General features: G+C 64.1%; 11 protein-coding genes and 1 tRNA gene. 4 read left to right on the top strand and 8 right to left on the bottom strand.

Annotation, left to right across the window (positions count from 1 at the left end):
• Positions 1–5: 5 nt before the first annotated feature.
• Complete coding sequence (locus tag LDB26_RS13010; protein ID WP_062067376.1) at positions 6–416, bottom strand: MerR family DNA-binding transcriptional regulator; 411 nt, start codon at positions 414–416, stop codon at positions 6–8.
• Between the two features lie 108 nt (positions 417–524).
• Between LDB26_RS13010 and LDB26_RS13005 the strand changes: the two genes are divergently transcribed.
• The 3 genes from LDB26_RS13005 (at position 525) to LDB26_RS12995 (ending at position 4,703) form a co-directional block, all read left to right on the top strand.
• Positions 525–947 (top strand): DUF2946 family protein, encoded by a 423-nt coding sequence (locus tag LDB26_RS13005; RefSeq protein WP_257538710.1) that lies wholly within the window; start codon positions 525–527, stop codon positions 945–947.
• Between the two features lie 77 nt (positions 948–1,024).
• On the top strand, positions 1,025–3,025 hold the full coding sequence (locus LDB26_RS13000) for a TonB-dependent receptor domain-containing protein (protein ID WP_257538708.1): 2,001 nt from the start codon (positions 1,025–1,027) through the stop codon (positions 3,023–3,025).
• A gap of 55 nt (positions 3,026–3,080) precedes the next feature.
• The gene (locus tag LDB26_RS12995) at positions 3,081–4,703 is read left to right on the top strand and encodes an NAD(P)/FAD-dependent oxidoreductase (protein WP_257538706.1); all 1,623 of its coding nucleotides are present in this window, start codon (positions 3,081–3,083) and stop codon (positions 4,701–4,703) included.
• Between the two features lie 12 nt (positions 4,704–4,715).
• Here the strand turns inward: LDB26_RS12995 and LDB26_RS12990 are convergent, their stop codons facing one another.
• The 3 genes from LDB26_RS12990 to LDB26_RS12980 form a co-directional block, all read right to left on the bottom strand.
• Positions 4,716–5,690 carry a hypothetical protein gene (locus tag LDB26_RS12990; protein ID WP_257538704.1) on the bottom strand — a complete coding sequence of 325 codons (975 nt, stop codon included), beginning with the start codon at positions 5,688–5,690 and terminating at the stop codon, positions 4,716–4,718.
• A gap of 70 nt (positions 5,691–5,760) precedes the next feature.
• On the bottom strand, positions 5,761–6,369 hold the full coding sequence (locus tag LDB26_RS12985) for a class GN sortase (protein ID WP_257538702.1): 609 nt from the start codon (positions 6,367–6,369) through the stop codon (positions 5,761–5,763).
• Positions 6,366–8,489, bottom strand: coding sequence for a marine proteobacterial sortase target protein (locus tag LDB26_RS12980; protein ID WP_257538700.1), 2,124 nt, complete (start codon positions 8,487–8,489; stop codon positions 6,366–6,368). The genes LDB26_RS12985 and LDB26_RS12980 overlap by 4 nt, the downstream gene beginning before the upstream one ends.
• A 178-nt stretch (positions 8,490–8,667) precedes the next feature.
• Here LDB26_RS12980 and LDB26_RS12975 point away from each other — a divergent pair, with 178 nt between their 5' ends.
• On the top strand, positions 8,668–9,423 hold the full coding sequence (locus LDB26_RS12975) for a helix-turn-helix transcriptional regulator (protein WP_257538698.1): 756 nt from the start codon (positions 8,668–8,670) through the stop codon (positions 9,421–9,423).
• Between the two features lie 73 nt (positions 9,424–9,496).
• Here LDB26_RS12975 and LDB26_RS12970 read toward each other — a convergent pair.
• The 4 genes from LDB26_RS12970 to LDB26_RS12955 all read right to left on the bottom strand — a co-directional run bounded on the left by LDB26_RS12970 (position 9,497) and on the right by LDB26_RS12955 (position 20,068).
• A tRNA-Gln gene (locus tag LDB26_RS12970) sits at positions 9,497–9,570 on the bottom strand.
• Between the two features lie 290 nt (positions 9,571–9,860).
• Positions 9,861–14,117 carry a DNA-directed RNA polymerase subunit beta' gene (gene rpoC, locus LDB26_RS12965; RefSeq protein ID WP_257538696.1) on the bottom strand — a complete coding sequence of 1,419 codons (4,257 nt, stop codon included), beginning with the start codon at positions 14,115–14,117 and terminating at the stop codon, positions 9,861–9,863.
• An 86-nt stretch (positions 14,118–14,203) separates the two neighbouring features.
• The gene (gene rpoB / locus LDB26_RS12960) at positions 14,204–18,370 is read right to left on the bottom strand and encodes a DNA-directed RNA polymerase subunit beta (protein WP_062067350.1); all 4,167 of its coding nucleotides are present in this window, start codon (positions 18,368–18,370) and stop codon (positions 14,204–14,206) included.
• Positions 18,371–18,718: 348 nt separating this feature from the next.
• Positions 18,719–20,068 carry a cell wall hydrolase gene (locus tag LDB26_RS12955; protein ID WP_257538694.1) on the bottom strand — a complete coding sequence of 450 codons (1,350 nt, stop codon included), beginning with the start codon at positions 20,066–20,068 and terminating at the stop codon, positions 18,719–18,721.
• Positions 20,069–20,072 lie beyond the last annotated feature (4 nt).

The following is a 20,072-nucleotide window of genomic DNA, read 5'->3' as shown; positions in this document are numbered from 1 at the left end:
GGGGATCAGTCTCTGGCGATCGTGGCGATGAAGTTCGACAGTTCCATAATGGCCGCGTCGATATCGTCCTTTTGCCGGGTGAGCAGGTCGATGCGCGCTTTGCACTTGGCTATAGTGACGCGCCGCTGCGCTTCATGTTCCTCATCGGCGTCATAAAGATCGATCATCTCGCGGATGTCGGACAGGCTGAAGCCCACGCGCTTGCCGCGCAGAATCCACGCCAGCCGCGCCCTGTCTCGCCGCGAATAGATGCGGGACAGTCCTTGCCGCTCGGGCGATATCAACCCTTCATCCTCATAAAAGCGCAGCGCGCGTGCGGTGACGCCGAATTCATCCGACAGATCGGTGATGCTATAGGTCTGCCGATCATCCTGATCCGGTAATTCGATGCCGGCAATGCTGGTTCGTTGATCCATATCGGCTATCTATAATCACTTTACGTTTACGTCAAGGTTAGGATGTCGTGCGCCTTGGGCACTTTGTCCTGATGACAGCAGCCTTTGTCTTCGTTAGAGGCGCGGACGATGTTGGGGGCAATCAGACAATCGGATAATGCACGGGGCCTGTTGGCTGCGCTGGCATTGCTTGTCTTTGCCATACAGCTGCTCGCGCCTTCGGGTTTCATGCCGGTGCGGACGGCAAAGGGCATCGTCGTGACGCTCTGTTCCGGCACTGGCCCGGTCAAGGTCATGGTGCAGCGCGACTCCGTGGCGCAGGGCCGGATGAAGCAGCATCACCAGCCCGCCGATGACGGTATGATGCAGCAGCATTGCGCCTTCGCCGGAGCCAACGCCACGCCAACGGTTCCGCCGCTTGCGCTGGCGGACGTCCCGCTGCCCGCGTGGCAACTGGCGTTCGGGCCGATCGCCTTCGCGCTCAAAACGGGTTTCATCGCCCGGCTGGCCGCGCCGCCACCGCCGTCTTCAGGACCGCCATCCATCCTCTGAAAATCCATGCCGTTGCGCGTTGGGCGATGACCTGACGCGCCGCTTTACGCACATGTTTTCAGAAGGTTTCCCTTTCCATGACCCTTTATTTCCGCACCCGTGGCGCGTCGCTCTGCGCGATTGCCTGCGCTCTTTCCGCCGTTCCGGCTTTCGCCGATGAAGCTGATCAACGTATCATCGTCACCGCCAGCCCGATCATAGAAGAAGCCGCGGCCAAGGTTGCCCGCACCCCTGGCGGCGTGGATGTCATCGCGGCCGAAGACTATCAGGACAAGCTCGCCGTCTCCCTGCGCGATGCACTGAGCTTCTCGCCCGGCGTCTATACCCAGCCGCGCTTCGGGCAGGAGGTCCGCATCTCCATCCGTGGTTCTGGCCTGTCTCGTGGCTATCATATGCGCGGCCTGACGCTGTTGCAGGACGGCATCCCGATCAACAGCGCCGACGACAATGGCGATTTCCAGGAACTCGACCCGCAGATCTTCCAGCATATCGAGGTCTATCGCGGAGCCAACGCCCTGCGGCTGGGTGGATCGACGCTGGGCGGCGCGATCAACGCGGTCGCGCCGACCGGACGAAACGCGCCCGGCATCGACATGCGGATCGACGGCGGCTCCTTCGACACGGTGCGCGGCAAGCTGGGCTATGGCTATGCCGATGATCGCGCCGACGCATGGGCCGCCATCACCGCCGACCGCTCCGATGGCGACCGCGACCATGGTCGCCGCAAGGCGCTGCGCTTCAACGGCAATGTGGGCTTCCGGCTCAGCGACACGGTCGAAACCCGCTTCTACGCCAGCGCCCAGAGCATCCGCCAGAAATTGTCCGGGGCATTGACGGAGGGCGATGCGCTCGACCATCCGGCCAAGGGCAATTCCACCGGCGATCAAGCGCGCAATATCGATTCGATCCGGCTCCAGAACCGCACCACCGTCCAGATCGATGGCGGCCGGATTGCGTTCGGTGCCTTCTACAACGCCAAGGAACTCTATCACCCCATATATCAGGTGATCGACCAGAACAGCGAGGATCGCGGCGTCTTCGCCAGCCTCGACTGGGCGGGCGATCTGGGCGGACTGCCGGTGGAACTGACGTTGGGCAGTCAGGCACGTTTCGGCAGAACCGTCGCGAAGCAGTTCGATAATATCTCCGGCAAGCGCGCCGCGCCGACCGCCTATGCGATCCAGAAGGCGCAGACGATCAACAGCTATGGCGAATTGCGCGTCGCGCCTGTCACGGACTTGTGGCTGATCGCGGGCGGCCTCTACACCCATGGCGCGCGCAAGATCGACAACCGTTTCCTGCCCGAACGCAGCGGCAAGGCGGATTTCGACACATTCGCCCCGAAATTCGGCCTGCTCTATGCGCCGGCGAGCGCCGTGCAGGTCTATGCGAACTACAGCCGCTCGGTCGAATTGCCCGGCTTTGGCGAACTCAGCCAGACGCCTTTGGGCGGTGCGCCGGGCTTCACGCCGGTCGGCGCGCAAAAGGCATGGACGGCGGAGATCGGCACGCGTGGCCGCATCGGCATTGCGGCATGGGATATCAGCCTTTACCGCGCCACGCTGAAGGGCGAGATGCTGCAATTTGTGCTCGATCCGGACGTTCCTCCCTTCACCTTCAACGCCGACCGGACGCGGCACCAGGGTATCGAAGCGGGGCTGGACCTGACGCTGGCGCCATGGGCGACGCTGCGGCAGATGTATCAATATAGCGACTTCCGTTTCCGCCACGACGCGACCTATGGCGACAATCGCCTGCCGGTGGTGCCGCGCCATTTCTATCGCGCCGAACTGCGGCTGGGCACGGATCGCGCCAGCATCTCCCCTTCGGTCGAATGGGCGCCGCAGGGCGCATGGGTCGACTATGCCAACACGAAGAAAGTTGACGGCTATGCCATGCTGAACCTCAGCGCGCAGGCGCAGGTGAGTGACGGCGTGACCCTTTTCCTCGACGCCCGCAACCTGACGCAAAAGCGCGCCATCGGCGACATCAGCGCCGTGGTCCAATATATGGGGCAGGCGAGTTTCTATCCGCTGGAACGGCGCGCTTTCTATGGCGGCATCCGCGCCCGCTTCTGATGCATGAAGGGGCAGCGGTTCCCTTTCCCGCCCGCATCCATTAGGGGGCATCCTCATGTTGCGCCTTTCGGGACTGAAGCTGCCCCTCGACCACCCGGCCGAGGCGATGCCCGCCGCCATTTGCGAGCGCCTCGGGATCGCGCCGCACGAATTGCTGAACCACGTCGTCGTTCGCCGCGGCAATGACGCCCGGCGCAAGAATGCGATCCAGCTCGTCTACACCGTCGACGTGGAACTGACCGACGAAGCGGCAGTGCTGGCGCGCTTCGACAAGGATCATGACGTTCGCCCACGCCCCGACACGGACTATAAGTTCGTGGCCAAAGCGGTCGAAGGCTGGTCCGGCAAGCGCCCCGTCGTCATCGGCGCGGGGCCGTGCGGCCTGTTTGCGGGCCTGATCCTCGCGCAGATGGGGTTCCGCCCGATCATCCTCGACCGGGGCAAGGTGGTGCGCGAACGCACCAAGGACACATGGGGCCTGTGGCGGCGCGGCGAACTCAATCCCGACAGCAATGTCCAGTTCGGCGAGGGCGGGGCGGGCACCTTTTCCGACGGCAAGCTCTATTGCCGGGTGAAAGACCCCCGCTTTCTGGGCCGCAAGGTGCTGGAGGAATTTGTCGAGGCGGGCGCGCCGGACGACATTCTCACCGAAGCCCATCCTCATATCGGCACCTTCCGCCTCGTCACCATGGTGGAGGCGATGCGTCGCCAGATCGAGGCGCTGGGCGGCGAATATCGCTGGCAGCACCGCGTCGAAGACATCGAACTGGAACGGCAGGGCGACGGCACGCAGCGCCTGCGCGGCCTGCATCTCCACGGTGGGAGCTTCATCGAAGCGGATCATGTCGTCATGGCGGTCGGTCACAGCGCGCGCCCGACTTTCGAGATGCTGCATCGACGCGGCGTGCATATCGAACCCAAGCCCTTTTCCATCGGCGTCCGCATCGAGCACCCTCAAAGCTGGATCGACCGCGCCCGTTTCGGCCAGTGCGCGGGGCATCCCGCGCTGGGCGCGGCGGCCTACAGCCTTGCCCATCACTGCGCCAATGACCGCACGGTCTACAGCTTCTGCATGTGCCCCGGCGGCCGTGTTGTCGCCGCCACGTCGGAGGAAGGCTGCGTCGTCACAAACGGCATGAGCCAATATAGCCGCGCCGAATTCAACGCCAATTCCGGCCTCGTCGTCGGCATCGACCCGCAACGCGACTATCCCGAAGGCCCGTTGGCGGGCATCGACCTGCAACGCCGCCTTGAATCGCTGGCCTATGTCGCGGGCGGCTCCTCCTACAACGCGCCGGGGCAGACGGTTGGCGATTTCCTCGCGGGCCGCGCATCCACGCAGCTCGGCGAAGTCATACCGTCCTACAAGCCTGGCGTGACACTGACTGACCTGTCTTCATTTCTGCCCGATTTCGTGCTGGAGGCGTTCCGCGAAGCGCTGCCTGCCTTCGGCCGCCAGATCGCGAATTACGATCATCCGGACGCCATCATGACCGGCGTTGAAACCCGCACATCCTCCCCCATCCGCATCACGCGCGGCAAGGATTTCCAGAGTCTGAATGTCGCGGGCCTCTATCCGGCGGGCGAGGGCGCGGGTTATGCGGGCGGCATCCTTTCCGCCGCGATCGACGGGATCAAGGTCGCCGAAGCCGTCGCCCTGGGTATCGCAGCGCGCTGATCCGGCGCAGCTTCATTGCGGCGTCGTCCGGCCCCCCGATGCGCGATAACGGGTCATTTGCGCGTCATAGGCTTCCTGCGCCGCTTTCACGCGCGCCGATTCGGCTTCATAGGCTTCCCGTTCGCGCTGATACTGGTCCTGCGCCCGCTGCGATTCCGCCAGCGCGGCGGCATAGGCGTCCTTGTCCGACTTGATCCGCTCCGTGTCAGCCGCGGCCTTGGCGGCCATGTCGGCATTCAGGCGCAGCCGGTCCGCCCGGTCGGCATCCGGCGCAGGAGGGGGAGGGGCTGGCGTGGTGCCAGCCGCCCTCGCGGCGGCATCGCCCTTGCCCAGATCGTCAATACCCTTCGCCTTGTCCCACAGCGTCTGCGGAATAGCGTCCGGGCAGGGCGTCACCTCGCCATTGACCGCGATCAGCCGCAGCATCTGCGCCACCTGCATTCCATAGGCATCGGCCTCCGGCCCGGTGGCGATACTGCGCTTGAGCGCGGCGGCCGAACAGGCGGTCCAGCTTTGTGCATTGTCGGGGTCGCTGGTCGATAGCGCCTGATATTTGCGCGCCACATCCGCATCCGCGCCTTCCGCCGGAGCGCCAGACGGCCCCGGATCGATGGCCCGGATCGGACGCGCGGCGGGCGGCCCGCCCAATCGCTTCAGCCGTGTGGGCACATTGCCCGCCACATCCTTGAACGCCTCTATGGTCTGGCTATCGATACCCCTGATGCCATAGGTGTAGCCGGTATTGGGGTTGAAGAAGAGATAGGTGTCAGGCCGGTCCGCTCCCGCTGGCTGATAGGGGGAATCCTTGTTCGGTTCCTTTACCATCAGGCCCGTCGCGGTCTTTTCCACGGTGATGCTGTAGCTTCCGCCTTCAAGGACATAGGTGCCTTCCTCCACCGGCGCGGACTGGGCCAGCGCGGCCGATCCAGCGCCCAGCATCATGGCGGTCATCATCCCGGCGATTGCGCGGACAAGGCTTTTCATCATTCCCCTACATTCCCATGTCATACGGACCAGGATGCAGCATAGCATCGGTCGCGGACGGGAACAGGCGCAATCATCTGTCTTCCTCCGCCCATGCCACCATCCGCATCGGTCCATGCCCGCCCGCGCCAAAGGGATAGCAGGTGGTGAGCGCCAGCATGGGCCGCGCCGGATCGCGAGGATAGGCGAAACGGTCCCAGCGCACGACTTCAAACCCCGTGATCCGATAGCGGTGGGCCGTGCCGCTGATCGGCTGGACGTGAACAATGTCGCCCACTTTCGCTCGCGCGAGGAAAGCGAAATGCGTATCGCGATGCGCCGCCATGATGGTGATGCGGTCATGACCCTGTGCGGCGGGCAACAGTGTCGGCCCGAACGCCATGGCCTGCCCCGATCCGCCGGACAGAATCACCTCGCGAACGCCAAGGCGGGGCACGCTGATGCGCGCCATCGGCGCGGTATCCGCCCAGGGCCACGGCTTGACCGGCCGACCCCGCGAGACGCTTTCATCAAAGGCGCGGTCGAGCAATATCTGCGCGGCCCATGCCTTGAGCGGAACCATCGCGCCCCACGCCATCAGCGTCAGGCCGATTACGCACAGCGCGATCAGCACTGTCCGCTGAAGGACGCGCCCGAAGGCGCGCCCTCCTTTCCTTGCGGTCGAGATCGCAGCGCCGCTCATGCCCGAGCCTCCCGGCGCATCCACACCAACCCGGCAAGGCCGATCAGCAGGCACAGCAGCCCCTGTCCGATCAGCAGGGCATAGCCGGTCGCCGTCTGGGGCAGGTCCATCGCCTCGGCCTGATCGGCGGGCTGCATGTCGCCCTTTGCCGCCACATGAGTCGCCTGTCCGCCAAACAGCGTGTCGAAATCCCATCCGGCGGGCAGCAGCAACGGCAATTCTTCCCGTGTCAGCCCTACGCCGTCGGGGCGGCTGGGCGTTTCGTCCACCGCGACAAGGCTCGTCTGGCGGGTGACGATGCTGTAGCTCAGGCCCAGTTGCGCGATGGCTTCATCCGCCGTCGCATCATCCGTTTCCCCCGCCGCGCGGGCGGCTTCGACATCGGCAATGCGGCGATTGGCCCACAGCTTTGCGACGGCGGGGCTGTCCACGGCTTGCGACAGGTCCACCCGCTGCGACCAGGGCCGGTCCCCGATCATGCCGGACACGGTGAGCTTGCCCGACAGCGCATCGCCCTTGCCCAGCAGCACCAGCGGCTCCCCGGCATAAAGGTCCGGCAGGCGGCGGGGCGTCAGGTCCAGCGGCGCGCCGTCGACGCTGACTTTCAGGTCGCGCACGACCGGAGCCTTCAGCCGGTCGAGCAGGGCGGTCATCTTCGCCGCGACTTCCTCGCCCGAACCGATATTGGTGTAGGTGCCCCGGCCCGCTTCGGACATGCGGCGCATCAGATAGTTGTTGGGTGCGGACCCGATGCCGACCATGAAGACCCGGCTGCGTCCTCCCTTGGCTGCGATGGCCGCCATCATCTCCTTCTCGTTGGACAGGTCGCCATCAGTCAGGAACACAATCTGCCGCACGGTCCTGGCATCCGCCGGATTGGCATCCTCCAGCGCGGCCTCCAGTGCGGGCAGCATCTCCGTGCCGCCATTGGCCTCCAGTCCCTCGGTAAAGCGCCGGGCAAGCGCAATCTGGTCGGCCGAGGCAGGCACGCTGCGTTCGAACAGGCGGGTCATCGTATCGTCGAAGCGGATGACGTTGAACCGGTCCTGCGGCCCCAGCGTATCCAGCGCATAAAGCAGGCTTTCCTTCGCCGCCGCCATGGACTGCCCACCCATGGAGCCGCTATTGTCGATTACGAACAGCATCTCGCGCGGTGCCGCCGGAGCCTTTGTATCGCGGCTTGGCGGTGTGATCGACGCCATCAGATAGGACTGGCCATCCACCGCCTGCCGGAACAGGCCGATGGTTGGATCGGCGCTCGCGGACCGCCAGCGCAGTTCGAAATCGCGGTCAGCGGGCACTTGTCCATCGGCCAGCTTGATCGTCCGCGCCTGCGCCCCGTCCTGCTCCACGGCAATATGATGATACGGGCTGATGAGGTTTGCGGGTACGAAACCGGGATCGAGACGCACGGTGATCGAGACCGGGTTGATTTCTTTCCCCAGCGCCGGATGCGACAGCGGCGCGGTGACATTTCCGGCATCGGCCACGGTGGCCCCGTCCTTCAGCGTATGCGGCGGCACATAGCGCGGCCCAACCACCAGCGGCAGGCGCAGCGCATATTCCCCGCCCAGTTGCCGCACCGGCGCCTGATATTCGATGGCGACCAGCACGGTTTCGCCCGGCCCCACATTGGCGACGCTGTTGCGGAACATATTGGGCCGTTCGGATTCGACTAGCCCCGCCTTCTTCCCTTCCTCGCGCGCCTTTTCGTAGATGGCCCGCGCTTCCTCACGCCGCTTGATCCGGCCGATGATGACGCGTTGGCCGACGACCATTTTCAGGCTGTCGACCGCGCCGTCATCGGGTAGCGGATAGAGATAGGTGGCCTCCATCCATTGGGTGCTGCTGTTGCGGAAAGCCTGCGTCACGCGCACGCGAGCGATCTGGCCGCTGACGCGTACGTCCATGTCGGTGCCCAGCCGCATGGCGGGCAAAGCGGTGGCCACGCCCTTGCCGCGCAGCATCAGCGTGCCGCTGCCGATCGCATCGGGATCGCCCTCCGGCTCGGATGCCGTCAGGCGGCTGGTCAGGAAAATGGCGGCGATCAGGCCGATCAGCAGGAACAGGCCCAGAAAGGCCCGATGCCGCGACCGGCTGGGGAAGGGGAGAGGGGACATGGCAAAGCTCCATCATTAGCGGAGCCTTTCCAATAGGCAGCGGGTCCGCCGTACAGCCATGGGCAATGCAGGCCAGTTTCCGCCTTCTCCGGCGCATCCGTGCGGAACGAAGGAACGGACTTGACGGGATGTGCGGTTTTGTGCGGAATTGTCCGCATCATTTTGTGAAGGGGAAAGCATGTCGGATCAGGCGCAATTGCCGCAGGGGGAAGGGGACGCCATAGCCGACCGCCTGCGCGAGGAACTGGCGCGCCGCCGCATTTCCCGTCAGGCAGTGGCCGATATGGCGCGGATCAGCCTGTCCACGCTGGAAAAGGCGCTGGCGGGCAGTCGCCCCTTCACCCTTGCCACCGTCATCCGCCTGGAAGAAGCCCTCGGCGTCAGCCTGCGCGGCCAGCCCGGCCATGGAGAGGTTGCGGCTGCTCCCGGTCTCGCCCCGGATCATATGGGTGCTTACAGCCGCGCCGCTGTCCGCTGGATCGAGGGCGACTATCTTACCCTGCGCGCCAGTTTCGGCACGCCGGGGGCGCTCAACGCCTATCGCACGACGCTGTTCTGGGATGATGCAGCGGGCCATCTGCGCTTTGCGGAATCGGACAGGGCGGACGGTGCCTTCGCGCAGGCGGGGCATGTTTCCATGCCCAATCTGTCGGGTCATACCTATCTGGCGACCAATGAAGCGGGGCAGCATCGCCTCATCATCCTGGGCCGCCCCACACGCGAAGGGCAGATGTTCGGTCTGCTGACCACGCTTCAGGCCGGCGCCGGATCGCAGCTTGTGCCGGTGGCCTGCCCCGTCGCCTTCGTCCCGCGCGCGCAGTTACCCGATGTGCCGATGGGCGTCCTGACCGCGCAGAGCCCGCATTTCCCTGTCTGTCGCGCCATAACAGACCGCGCCACGAAGGACGATTTCTGCCGCTGGCATGGCGGATAACGCGGCGCGCTTGCCGGGGAATGCAAGAAAATCCCCCATAACAGGCCGCGTTTTCATCTGCTTACATGGGAAGTGGATGCCCGATGAGGATTCGAACCTCAATTGACGGAGTCAGAGTCCGTAGTCTTACCTTTAGACGATCGGGCATCAGAACGAAGCCATGCTCCGTCCGGAGAGGCGCAAATAGGCTTGGTTTTTGGTCAGGTCAAGGGGTTCTGAAACCCATCAGACCTAGTTTCCGCAACGCGGTTCGACCGACCTTTGCCAGGCCGAATGGCCGAGGCAGGAAGGGCGGACATTGTCAGGCCGATCAGGTCCATCTCCGGTAGCCCGGTGATAAGTCCCCTTGCCCATACGTTCGGGCTGTTTACAAACTGCGCCATTCCCAAATGAAAAGGGGCCGCTCTCCCGGTGGAAAGCGGCCCCTTTCTGATGGTTCAGTCCATATCCTGTGTGGTGAAGTCCTCACCCTGGACAGCGCCCAGCGGATCGTCGCCGATCGCCGCTTCGGGACCCTGCGCCAGTTCAGCGGCATGTTCCTGCGCGGCGGTCTTTGGCGCGATCAGATCGACCTGGCTTGAAGCGCGCAGCGCGGCTCGCAGCGCCGCGTCACGCGACGAGGCGGCAACGCGCATCCGGTTCATGCCCGCACCCGTGCCCGCCGGGATCAGGCGGCCGACGATGACGTTTTCCTTCAGACCGACCAGCGTGTCCTTCTTACCCTGAACCGCCGCTTCCGTAAGGACGCGGGTGGTTTCCTGGAAGGACGCGGCCGAGATGAACGAACGGGTCTGGAGCGACGCCTTGGTGATGCCGAGCAGCACCGGCTTGCCAGCCGCAGGCGCAAAGCCCGGTGCCAGCTTGGCGTTGATCTCGTCCATTTCCTCGCGGTCGACCTGCTCGCCCACCAGCAGCGTGGTGTCGCCGGACTCGATGATCTCGACCTTCTGCAGCATCTGACGAACGATCGTTTCGATGTGCTTGTCGTTGATCTTCACGCCCTGCAAGCGATAGACTTCCTGGATTTCCGCGACCAGATATTCGGCCAGCGGCTCGATGCCGAGCACTTCCAGAATGTCGTGCGGATCGGGCGAACCACCGATCAGATTGTCGCCGCGCTTCACGAAGTCGCCTTCCTGAACGTCGATCACCTTGCTCTTGGGGATCAGATATTCGACCGGCTCGCCGCCATCCTCGGGATTGATGGCGATCTTGCGTTTCGCCTTGTAATCCTTGAGGAACTGGACGCGGCCCGACACCTTGGCAATGATCGCATTGTCCTTGGGCTTGCGGGCTTCGAACAGTTCGGCGACGCGCGGCAGACCGCCGGTGATGTCGCGGGTCTTCGCGGCTTCGCGGGAGACACGCGCCAGCACGTCACCGGCCTGCACCTGCGCTCCGTCATCGACCGACAGCGTAGCACCCACCGCCAGCATGTAGCGGGCGGCCTCGCCGGATTCGTCGTCCAGCAGAGTGAGGCGCGGACGCAGATCCTCCTTCGTGCGGGCGGCGCCACGGAATTCCGTGACCACGCGCTGCGCGATGCCGGTGGCTTCGTCGGTCTGTTCGGTCAGCGTCTTGCCGTCGATCAGATCCTGATACTTCACGACACCCGGCTTTTCGGTGATGACCGGCATGGTGAAGGGATCCCACTCGGCGAAGCGGTCGCCCTTCTTCACGGTGTCGCCATCCGCGAACAGGATGGTGGCGCCGTAAGGCAGGCGGTGCGTTTCGCGTTCGCGGCCTTCGGAATCGATGATCGCGATCTCGCCATTGCGGGCGAGCGACAGGCGGCGACCCTGCTTGTCGGTGATGGTCGGCATGTCGCGCAGCTCGATCGTGCCGTCCGACATGGATTCCAGGTTCGACGTTTCGTTGAAGTTCGCCGCGCCGCCGATGTGAAAGGTCCGCATGGTGAGCTGCGTGCCCGGCTCGCCGATGGACTGCGCCGCGATGACGCCGACCGCTTCGCCGATATTGACCGGCGTGCCGCGAGCAAGATCACGGCCATAGCATTTCGCGCAAACGCCCATCTTGCTTTCGCAGATCAGCGGGCTGCGGATCTTCACCGCCTGCGTGCCGATGGCTTCGATCTCAGCCACGAGAGGCTCGTCCAACAGGGTGCCGACCGGCACCACGATGCGGCCGTCCTTCGTGTCGACGATATCCTCGGCCGTGGTGCGGCCCAGGATACGCTCGCCAAGCGAGGCGATGACGCTGCCGCCCTGGACGATCGCCTTCATCTCCAGCGCCTTTTCGGTGCCGCAATCCTCTTCGACGATGGTGCAATCCTGCGACACGTCCACCAGACGGCGGGTCAGGTAGCCCGAGTTCGCCGTCTTGAGCGCGGTGTCGGCCAGACCCTTGCGGGCGCCGTGGGTGGAGTTGAAATATTCAAGGACGGTGAGGCCTTCCTTGAAGTTCGAGATGATCGGCGTTTCGATGATCTCGCCGCTCGGCTTGGCCATGAGGCCGCGCATACCGGCAAGCTGCTTCATCTGGGCCTGCGAACCACGCGCACCCGAGTGCGCCATCATGTAGATGGAGTTGATCGGGGCCAGGCGGCCGGTCTGCGGGTCCTTGGGCTGGGCGCGGATTTCGTCCATCATGGCGTTCGCGACCACGTCGCCGCAACGGCTCCAGGCGTCGATCACCTTGTTGTACTTTTCCTGCTGGGTGATCAGGCCGTCCTGATATTGCTGTTCATAATCAGCCACCAGCGCCTTGGTTTCCGCAACGGTTCCTTCCTTGGAATCAGGGATGACCATGTCGTCTTTGCCGAACGAGATGCCCGCCTGGAACGCGTGGCGGAAGCCCAGCGCCATGATCGCGTCGGCGAACAGCACCGTGTCCTTCTGGCCGGTGTGGCGATAGACCTGATCGATGACGTCCCCGATTTCCTTCTTGGTGAGAAGGCGGTTGACGACGTCGAAGGGCACCTTGTGGCTCTTGGGCAGGCACTCGCCCAGCAGCATGCGGCCGGGCGTCGTCTCGAAGCGCTTCATATACTGATTGCCGGCTTCGTCGGTCTGCGGCACGCGGCTGGTGATCTTCGTGTGCAGCGTCACTGCCTTGGCGAAGAGCGCCTGATGCACTTCCTGCATGTCGGCCAGCAGCATGCCTTCACCCGGCTCGCCTTCGCGTTCCATGGACAGGTAATAGATACCCAGCACCATGTCCTGCGAGGGGACGATGATCGGCTTGCCGTTCGCGGGGCTGAGGATGTTGTTGGTCGACATCATCAGCACGCGCGCTTCCAACTGGGCCTCAAGGCTCAGGGGAACGTGCACGGCCATCTGGTCGCCGTCGAAGTCCGCGTTGAACGCCGAGCAGACCAGCGGGTGAAGCTGGATCGCCTTGCCTTCGATCAGCACGGGTTCGAACGCCTGGATGCCCAGACGGTGGAGTGTCGGCGCACGGTTCAGCATGACCGGATGCTCGCGGATCACTTCGTCCAGGATGTCCCAGACTTCCTTGCGCTCCTTCTCGACCCACTTCTTCGCCTGCTTGAGGGTCATGGACAGACCCTTGGCGTCAAGCCGCGCGTAGATGAAGGGCTTGAACAGTTCGAGCGCCATCTTCTTGGGCAGGCCGCACTGATGCAGCTTGAGTTCCGGGCCCGTCACGATCACCGAACGGCCCGAATAGTCGACGCGCTTGCCGAGCAGGTTCTGGCGGAAGCGGCCCTGCTTGCCCTTGAGCATGTCGGACAGCGACTTGAGCGGACGCTTGTTCGCGCCGGTGATGACGCGGCCGCGGCGGCCATTGTCGAACAGGGCGTCGACGGCTTCCTGCAACATGCGCTTTTCGTTGCGGACGATGATGTCCGGCGCGCGCAGTTCCATCAGCCGCTTCAGGCGGTTGTTACGGTTGATGACGCGGCGATACAGGTCATTGAGGTCCGACGTCGCGAAGCGGCCGCCGTCCAGCGGCACCAGCGGGCGCAGTTCGGGCGGGATGACCGGCACCACGTCCAGGATCATCCATTCCGGGCGATTGCCGGATTCCAGAAAGCTCTCGACGACCTTCAGGCGCTTGATGATCTTCTTGGGCTTGAGTTCCGACTTGGTGGTGGCCAGCTCGTCGAGCAGCGCGACCTTCTCGCCTTCCAGGTCGAGGTCCATCAACATCTGCTTGACCGCTTCCGCGCCGATCCCGGCGGTGAAGGCGTCCTCGCCATATTCGTCCTGCGCGTCGAGCAGTTCGTCCTCGGTCAGAAGCTGGAACTTCTCCAGCGGGGTCAGGCCCGGCTCGGTGACGATGTAGCTTTCGAAATAGAGCACGCGCTCAAGCTGCTTGAGCTGCATGTCGAGCAGCAGGCCGATGCGGCTGGGCAGCGACTTCAGGAACCAGATATGCGCGACCGGCGCGGCCAGTTCGATATGGCCCATCCGCTCGCGGCGGACCTTCGACACCGTGACTTCGACACCGCACTTTTCGCAGACGATGCCCTTGTACTTCATGCGCTTGTACTTGCCGCACAGGCACTCATAATCCTTGATCGGACCAAAGATGCGCGCGCAGAACAGGCCGTCGCGTTCGGGTTTGAACGTGCGGTAGTTGATGGTTTCCGGCTTCTTGATCTCGCCGAAGGACCAGGACCGGATGCGCTCGGGCGAGGCAAGGCCGATCTGGATCTGGTCGAAGGTCTCCGCCTTCTGGACGGGGTTCGCGAAGTTGGTCAGTTCGTTCATAATTCAAGTCCCTCTAGAGGGTAAATTTGGGAGCTGCGAAGGAGGGAAGGGGCACTGCCTTTGGGAGACAGTGCCCGCAGGTTCCCTTATTCTGCCGCCTGCGCGAAGCCGTCGCCGTCTTCTTCGATCTCGTCCATCGCGGCGAGTTCGACGTTGAGGCCCAGCGAGCGCATTTCCTTGACGAGCACGTTGAAGCTTTCGGGGATGCCAGCTTCGAAGGTGTCGTCGCCCTTGACGATCGCTTCGTAGACCTTGGTGCGGCCGACCACGTCGTCCGACTTCACCGTCAGCATTTCCTGCAGCGTGTAGGCGGCGCCATAGGCCTGGAGCGCCCACACCTCCATTTCACCGAAGCGCTGGCCGCCGAACTGCGCCTTACCGCCCAGCGGCTGCTGGGTGACGAGGCTGTAGGGGCCGATGGAACGGGCGTGAATCTTGTCATCGACCAAGTGGTGCAGCTTGAGCATGTAAATGATGCCCACCGTCACCTTACGGTCGAACTTGTCGCCCGTGCGGCCGTCATACAGGTCGCTCTGACCCGACGAGTTCAGCCCCGCCAGTTCCAGCATCGCCGACACGTCCGCTTCGCGCGCACCGTCGAACACCGGCGTCGCCATCGGCACGCCGCGTTCCAGATGCTGCGCCAGATCGACGATCTGGTCCGCGGTCCGCCCGTTGATCTGGTCCGCATATTGCGGGCCGTAGGTTTCGAGCAGGCGCGTCTTGACCGCATCCGGCATGTCGCCAGCCTGCGCGTTCGGATTGGCTTCCCGCCAATCTTCCAGCGCGTGCTTGAGCTGCTGGCCGAGGCCACGCGCGGCCCAGCCCAGATGCGTTTCGAAGATCTGCCCGACGTTCATGCGCGACGGCACGCCCAGCGGGTTGAGCACGATGTCGACATGGGTGCCGTCCTCTAGGAACGGCATGTCCTCGATCGGCAGGATGCGCGAGATCACGCCCTTGTTGCCGTGACGGCCGGCCATCTTGTCGCCCGGCTGCAGCTTGCGCTTCACCGCGACGAAGACCTTGACCATCTTGAGCACGCCCGGGGGCAGTTCGTCGCCGCGCTGCAGCTTGTCGACGCGGTCCTCGAACTTCTCGACGATCGAGCGGACGGCTTCGTCATACTGTGCCTTGACGGCTTCCAGATCGCTCTGGATCTTGTCGTCCTCGACCGCGAACTTCCACCATTCGTGGCGCTCGACCTCGTTCAGCAGAGCCTCGTCGATCGCCACACCCTTGCGGATGCCCTTGGGCGCGGCCGTGGCGGTCTGACCCTGCAGCATTTCGCGCAGGCGGTTGAAGGTCGCGCGGTTCAGAATTGCGCGTTCGTCCTCGCGGTCCTTCGCCAGACGATCGATCTCCTCGCGCTCGATCGCCATGGCGCGCTCGTCCTTGTCGATGCCGTGGCGGTTGAACACGCGCACCTCGACGACCGTGCCGGCAACGCCCGGCGGCAGGCGCAGGGACGTATCGCGCACATCGCTCGCCTTTTCGCCGAAGATGGCGCGCAGCAGCTTTTCTTCCGGCGTCATCGGGCTTTCGCCCTTGGGCGTGATCTTGCCGACCAGGATGTCGCCGGGTTCGACCTCGGCGCCGATATAGACGATGCCTGCCTCGTCGAGGTTACGCAGCGCTTCTTCACCGACGTTTGGAATGTCGCGGGTGATGTCTTCCGGCCCCAGCTTGGTGTCGCGGGCCATGACTTCGAACTCCTCGATATGGATCGAGGTGAAGACGTCATCCTTCACGATGCGTTCGCTGATGAGGATGGAATCCTCATAGTTGTAGCCATTCCACGGCATGAACGCGACCAGCGTGTTGCGGCCCAGCGCCAGCTCGCCGAACTCGGTCGACGGGCCGTCCGCGATCACGTCGCCGGCTTCAATGAGGTCGCCCACCTTCACCAGCGGACGCTGGTTGATGCAGGTGTCCTGGTTGGAACGCTGGAACTTCTGCAGCGTGTAGATATCGACGCCCGATTGTCCGGCAGTGATATCGCCGGTCACGCGGATGACGATACGGGCCGCGTCGACCTGATCGACGATGCCTGCGCGCTTGGCCGCGATGGCCGCGCCGGAATCGCGCGCGACCGTGCCTTCCATGCCGGTGCCGACGAAGGGCGCTTCGGCCTGGACAAGCGGCACCGCCTGACGCTGCATGTTCGATCCCATGAGCGCGCGGTTAGCGTCATCGTTTTCCAGGAACGGAATGAGCGAAGCTGCAACCGACACGAGCTGCTTGGGGCTGACGTCCATCAATGTGATGTGGTCACGGGGCGCCATCAGGAATTCGCCCGCTTCCCGCGCGGAGATCAGGTCTTCGGCCAGCGAGCCATCGGCGTTCACTTCGGCGTTCGCCTGCGCGATGGTGTGCTTGGCTTCTTCCATGGCCGACAGATAGACGACGTCGTTCGTCACCTTGCCGTCGATCACCTTGCGATAGGGCGTTTCGATGAAGCCATATTTGTTCACGCGGCTGAATGTGGCCAGCGAGTTGATCAGACCGATGTTCGGGCCTTCCGGCGTTTCGATCGGGCAGATGCGGCCATAATGGGTCGGGTGAACGTCGCGCACTTCGAAGCCGGCGCGCTCGCGGGTCAGACCGCCCGGCCCAAGCGCCGACACGCGGCGCTTGTGGGTGACTTCCGACAGCGGGTTGGTCTGATCCATGAACTGCGAAAGCTGCGAGGAACCGAAGAACTCGCGCACCGCAGCCACGGCGGGCTTCGCGTTGATGAGGTCGTTCGGCATCACGGTCGACACGTCGACGCTCGACATGCGTTCCTTGACCGCGCGCTCCATGCGGAGCAGGCCGACGCGATACTGGTTCTCCAGCAGCTCGCCCACCGAACGGACACGGCGGTTGCCGAGGTTGTCGATATCGTCGATCTCGCCCTTGCCGTCCTTCAGGTTCACCAGTTCCTTGACCACGGCGAGGATGTCCTCGACCCGCAGCGTCGTCACGGTGTCCTCTGCGTCGAGGTCAAGGCGCATGTTGAGCTTCACGCGGCCCACAGCGGACAGGTCATAGCGTTCCGGGTCGAAGAACAGGCCCGCGAACAGCGCCTCGGCGGTTTCCTTCGTCGGCGGTTCGCCGGGGCGCATGACGCGATAGATGTCGGACAGAGCCTGATCGCGTTCCTCGGCCTTGTCGGCCTTCAGCGTGTTACGGATCCACGGGCCGGTGGTCACATGGTCGATGTCGAGCAGTTCGAGCCGGTCGATGCCCGCCTTGTCCAGCTTTTCCAGGTTCTCCGGCGACACTTCGTCGCCCGCCTCGATATAGATTTCGCCAGTCGCTTCGTTGATGAGGTCATAGGCGCTGTAGCGGCCATAGACTTCCTCGGTCGGGATCAGCAGCGTTTCAAGCCCGTCCTTTTCCGCCTTGTTGGCGGCGCGGGGCGAAATCTTGTGGCCTGCCGCGAAGACGACTTCGCCCGACTTGGCGTCAACGATGTCGAAAGCGGGCTTCTGACCGCGCCATGCTTCGGCGAGATAGGGGATCTGCCAGCCGCCTTCGCCACGGACGAAAACGACCTTGTTGTAGAAATAGCCGAGCATGTCCTCAGCCGTCAGACCCAGCGCATAGAGCAGCGCCGTGACCGGCAGCTTGCGCTTGCGGTCGATGCGGACGTTGACGATGTCCTTGGCGTCGAATTCGAAGTCCAGCCACGAACCGCGATAGGGGATGACGCGCGCGGCGAACAGATATTTGCCCGACGAGTGCGTCTTGCCCCGGTCATGGTCGAACAGCACGCCTGGTGAGCGATGCATCTGCGACACGATGACGCGCTCGGTTCCGTTGACGATGAAGGTGCCGTTGCCGGTCATGAGCGGCATGTCGCCCATATAGACGTCCTGCTCCTTGATATCGAGCACGGAGCGGGTTTCGGTGTCCTGGTCGACTTCGAACACGATCAGGCGCAGCGTGACGCGCATCGGCGCGGCGTAGGTTATGCCACGCTGACGGCATTCCTCTACGTCATATTTCGGGTCTTCCAGCTCATAATGGACGAAGTCCATTTCCGCCGTGCCCGCAAAGTCGCGGATCGGGAAGACGGAGCGCAGCGTCTTTTCAAGGCCCGAAACATAGCCGATCTTGGGATCGGACCGCAGAAATTGCTCGTAGCTCTCCCTCTGGACCTCGATCAGGTTCGGCATCTGCACCACTTCGTGGATGTCGCCGAACACCTTGCGGATGCGCTTCTTCGCGCCGGTGTTGCTGATGGGGGGAAGAGCTTTGGTCGCCATGCGTTTCCTGCCTTTTGTTCGTCGCATTTTTTCGCATCGCAGCGAAAACTCAGCCTGACGGGACGATTTTCGGGCCGGATTCGACTCGATTCGCCACGCAAAAAAGTGCGGGCCGGGACTGTCCGATCCGCACTGTCAGCGTCTTGTGCACCCGCCGAACTCACCCAATTCCGCCGAAAACCGCGCGCTACCCGGTTTCGGACCCCGGTGGGATCGTGGGCCAGTCAAACTCCGCAAAAGCGGCGGATCGACCGGATTTCAGAAAGGCATATAGGATATACGTCCCGGTTTGTGAAGGGGGAGGAGGGATCGCTTCTACCCGCCTCCCCGCAAATCGCATCGCTGCCTTTATGGCTTCGCCGCCGGCGCCGCGACGACCGGCAAGGTTGGTGGCGCGATCTTCACCGTTTCAAAGCGCTCCTTCCGCCGAACGCCCAGCAGGGCGGGAGGGGCGGGTTTCGGAGCATCCGCCGCCGCGCTCGGCCCCTCTGCGATGACCGGTTCGCGCTGACGCATGCATTCATTGCGGTTAGCGCGCGGAAACTGGGCGCAGTTCCACAAGGACCGCTGCAACCCCGTCGCCGCATTGTGGATATAGGCGAAGGTCATGCTCTCCATCTGTTCGCCCGACAAGGGCACGCTGGTGGGTGCGCTCCCCACACGCCAGCCCATGATGCGGCACTCCCGCCGGCCCGCGCAGAAAGTGCGCGCCATGACGGGCCAGTTGTCCGCCATGCTCTCCTTCGCCAGCTCGACCAGAAAGCTCTTGCCGCCCGGAACGGCTACCACCAGCCGCGCCCCGGCGATGGCATTACCCTCCACCGGCTGTTGCGGCTTCCCCGCCAGCTCGGCCGCTGTGCCGCCCACCAGCAACGACGGCGTCAGGCCAGGCATCAGGCCGGGCAGCCCCTGATGCGCTGGAGACAGGCGGGCGATCCGGCTGATGACCGGCTCGTTTGTCTCCTGCGCTTTCCGAAAGGCGGGCGGCGTCCCCCACCAGCCGCGCCAGCGGAAGAACAGATGCGTCCCCACCGCCGTCACCTTGTCCAGCGTGCCGCTCCAGTAAGGTACCACCCAGTCGGTGTGATAATGGGTGGCGTAGCCGACAGGCTTGAACACTTTGCCCGCCAACGCCTGTTGCGCGATGGCGCGTGCCCGTTCCCAGGCCGCTTGGCCCGGCGAGCGGGCCAGTGCGCCGTCGCAGGTGAAGGTGAACTGGCATCCCGTCGCCCGTTCCTGCCCCTGAAAGACGACACCGCACACCGTCTTGGGAAAAGCGGGATGCCGCACGCGATTGAGCACGACTTGCGCGACCGCCCGTTCGCCCACCGCATCGTCGCCCGCCTCATAAAGCTGGGCGGCGGCGAGGCAGTCGGTCGCGCGGGCCAGATCGTCCGCAGGCCCGGTGAACTGAAAGGGCCGCGCCGCCGGATTGGGGCCATGCGAAAAGGGCACGGAAGCGTTGAGCGTCCGCGCCTGATCGCGATCGATGTCGTAAACTTCCACCGGTTCGACGGGTGGGGGCGGACTGGGTGGACGGATCGTGCGCTCCGCATCGGCAGCGGTGAAGCGCGGAGCCGTCAAGGGGCGTTCCCGCGCTTCCCAGCTCGCGATGGCCATCGGCAGCCCGACGAACAGCGCAAGCCAGACGAGCCACACCAGCGGATGCGGCTCCCTCCGAGGGAGAGCGTCCGTCATGCCG

This window comes from Sphingobium sp. CFD-1, from assembly GCF_024611115.1.
GTDB lineage: Bacteria > Pseudomonadota > Alphaproteobacteria > Sphingomonadales > Sphingomonadaceae > Sphingobium > Sphingobium baderi_A.
Note: the sequence above shows the minus strand (reverse complement) of the source record. Positions and strands in the feature narration are given on the sequence as shown.

Excerpts from the sequence above, each read along its gene's own strand:
- LDB26_RS13010 (WP_062067376.1), bottom strand. The coding sequence starts at position 416 with ATGGATCAACGAACCAGCATTGCCGGCATCGAATTACCGGATCAGGAT.
- LDB26_RS13005 (WP_257538710.1), top strand. The coding sequence starts at position 525 with ATGTTGGGGGCAATCAGACAATCGGATAATGCACGGGGCCTGTTGGCT.
- LDB26_RS13000 (WP_257538708.1), top strand. The coding sequence starts at position 1,025 with ATGACCCTTTATTTCCGCACCCGTGGCGCGTCGCTCTGCGCGATTGCC.
- LDB26_RS12995 (WP_257538706.1), top strand. The coding sequence starts at position 3,081 with ATGTTGCGCCTTTCGGGACTGAAGCTGCCCCTCGACCACCCGGCCGAG.
- LDB26_RS12990 (WP_257538704.1), bottom strand. The coding sequence starts at position 5,690 with ATGATGAAAAGCCTTGTCCGCGCAATCGCCGGGATGATGACCGCCATG.
- LDB26_RS12985 (WP_257538702.1), bottom strand. The coding sequence starts at position 6,369 with ATGAGCGGCGCTGCGATCTCGACCGCAAGGAAAGGAGGGCGCGCCTTC.
- LDB26_RS12980 (WP_257538700.1), bottom strand. The coding sequence starts at position 8,489 with ATGTCCCCTCTCCCCTTCCCCAGCCGGTCGCGGCATCGGGCCTTTCTG.
- LDB26_RS12975 (WP_257538698.1), top strand. The coding sequence starts at position 8,668 with ATGTCGGATCAGGCGCAATTGCCGCAGGGGGAAGGGGACGCCATAGCC.
- rpoC (WP_257538696.1), bottom strand. The coding sequence starts at position 14,117 with ATGAACGAACTGACCAACTTCGCGAACCCCGTCCAGAAGGCGGAGACC.
- rpoB (WP_062067350.1), bottom strand. The coding sequence starts at position 18,370 with ATGGCGACCAAAGCTCTTCCCCCCATCAGCAACACCGGCGCGAAGAAG.
- LDB26_RS12955 (WP_257538694.1), bottom strand. The coding sequence starts at position 20,068 with ATGACGGACGCTCTCCCTCGGAGGGAGCCGCATCCGCTGGTGTGGCTC.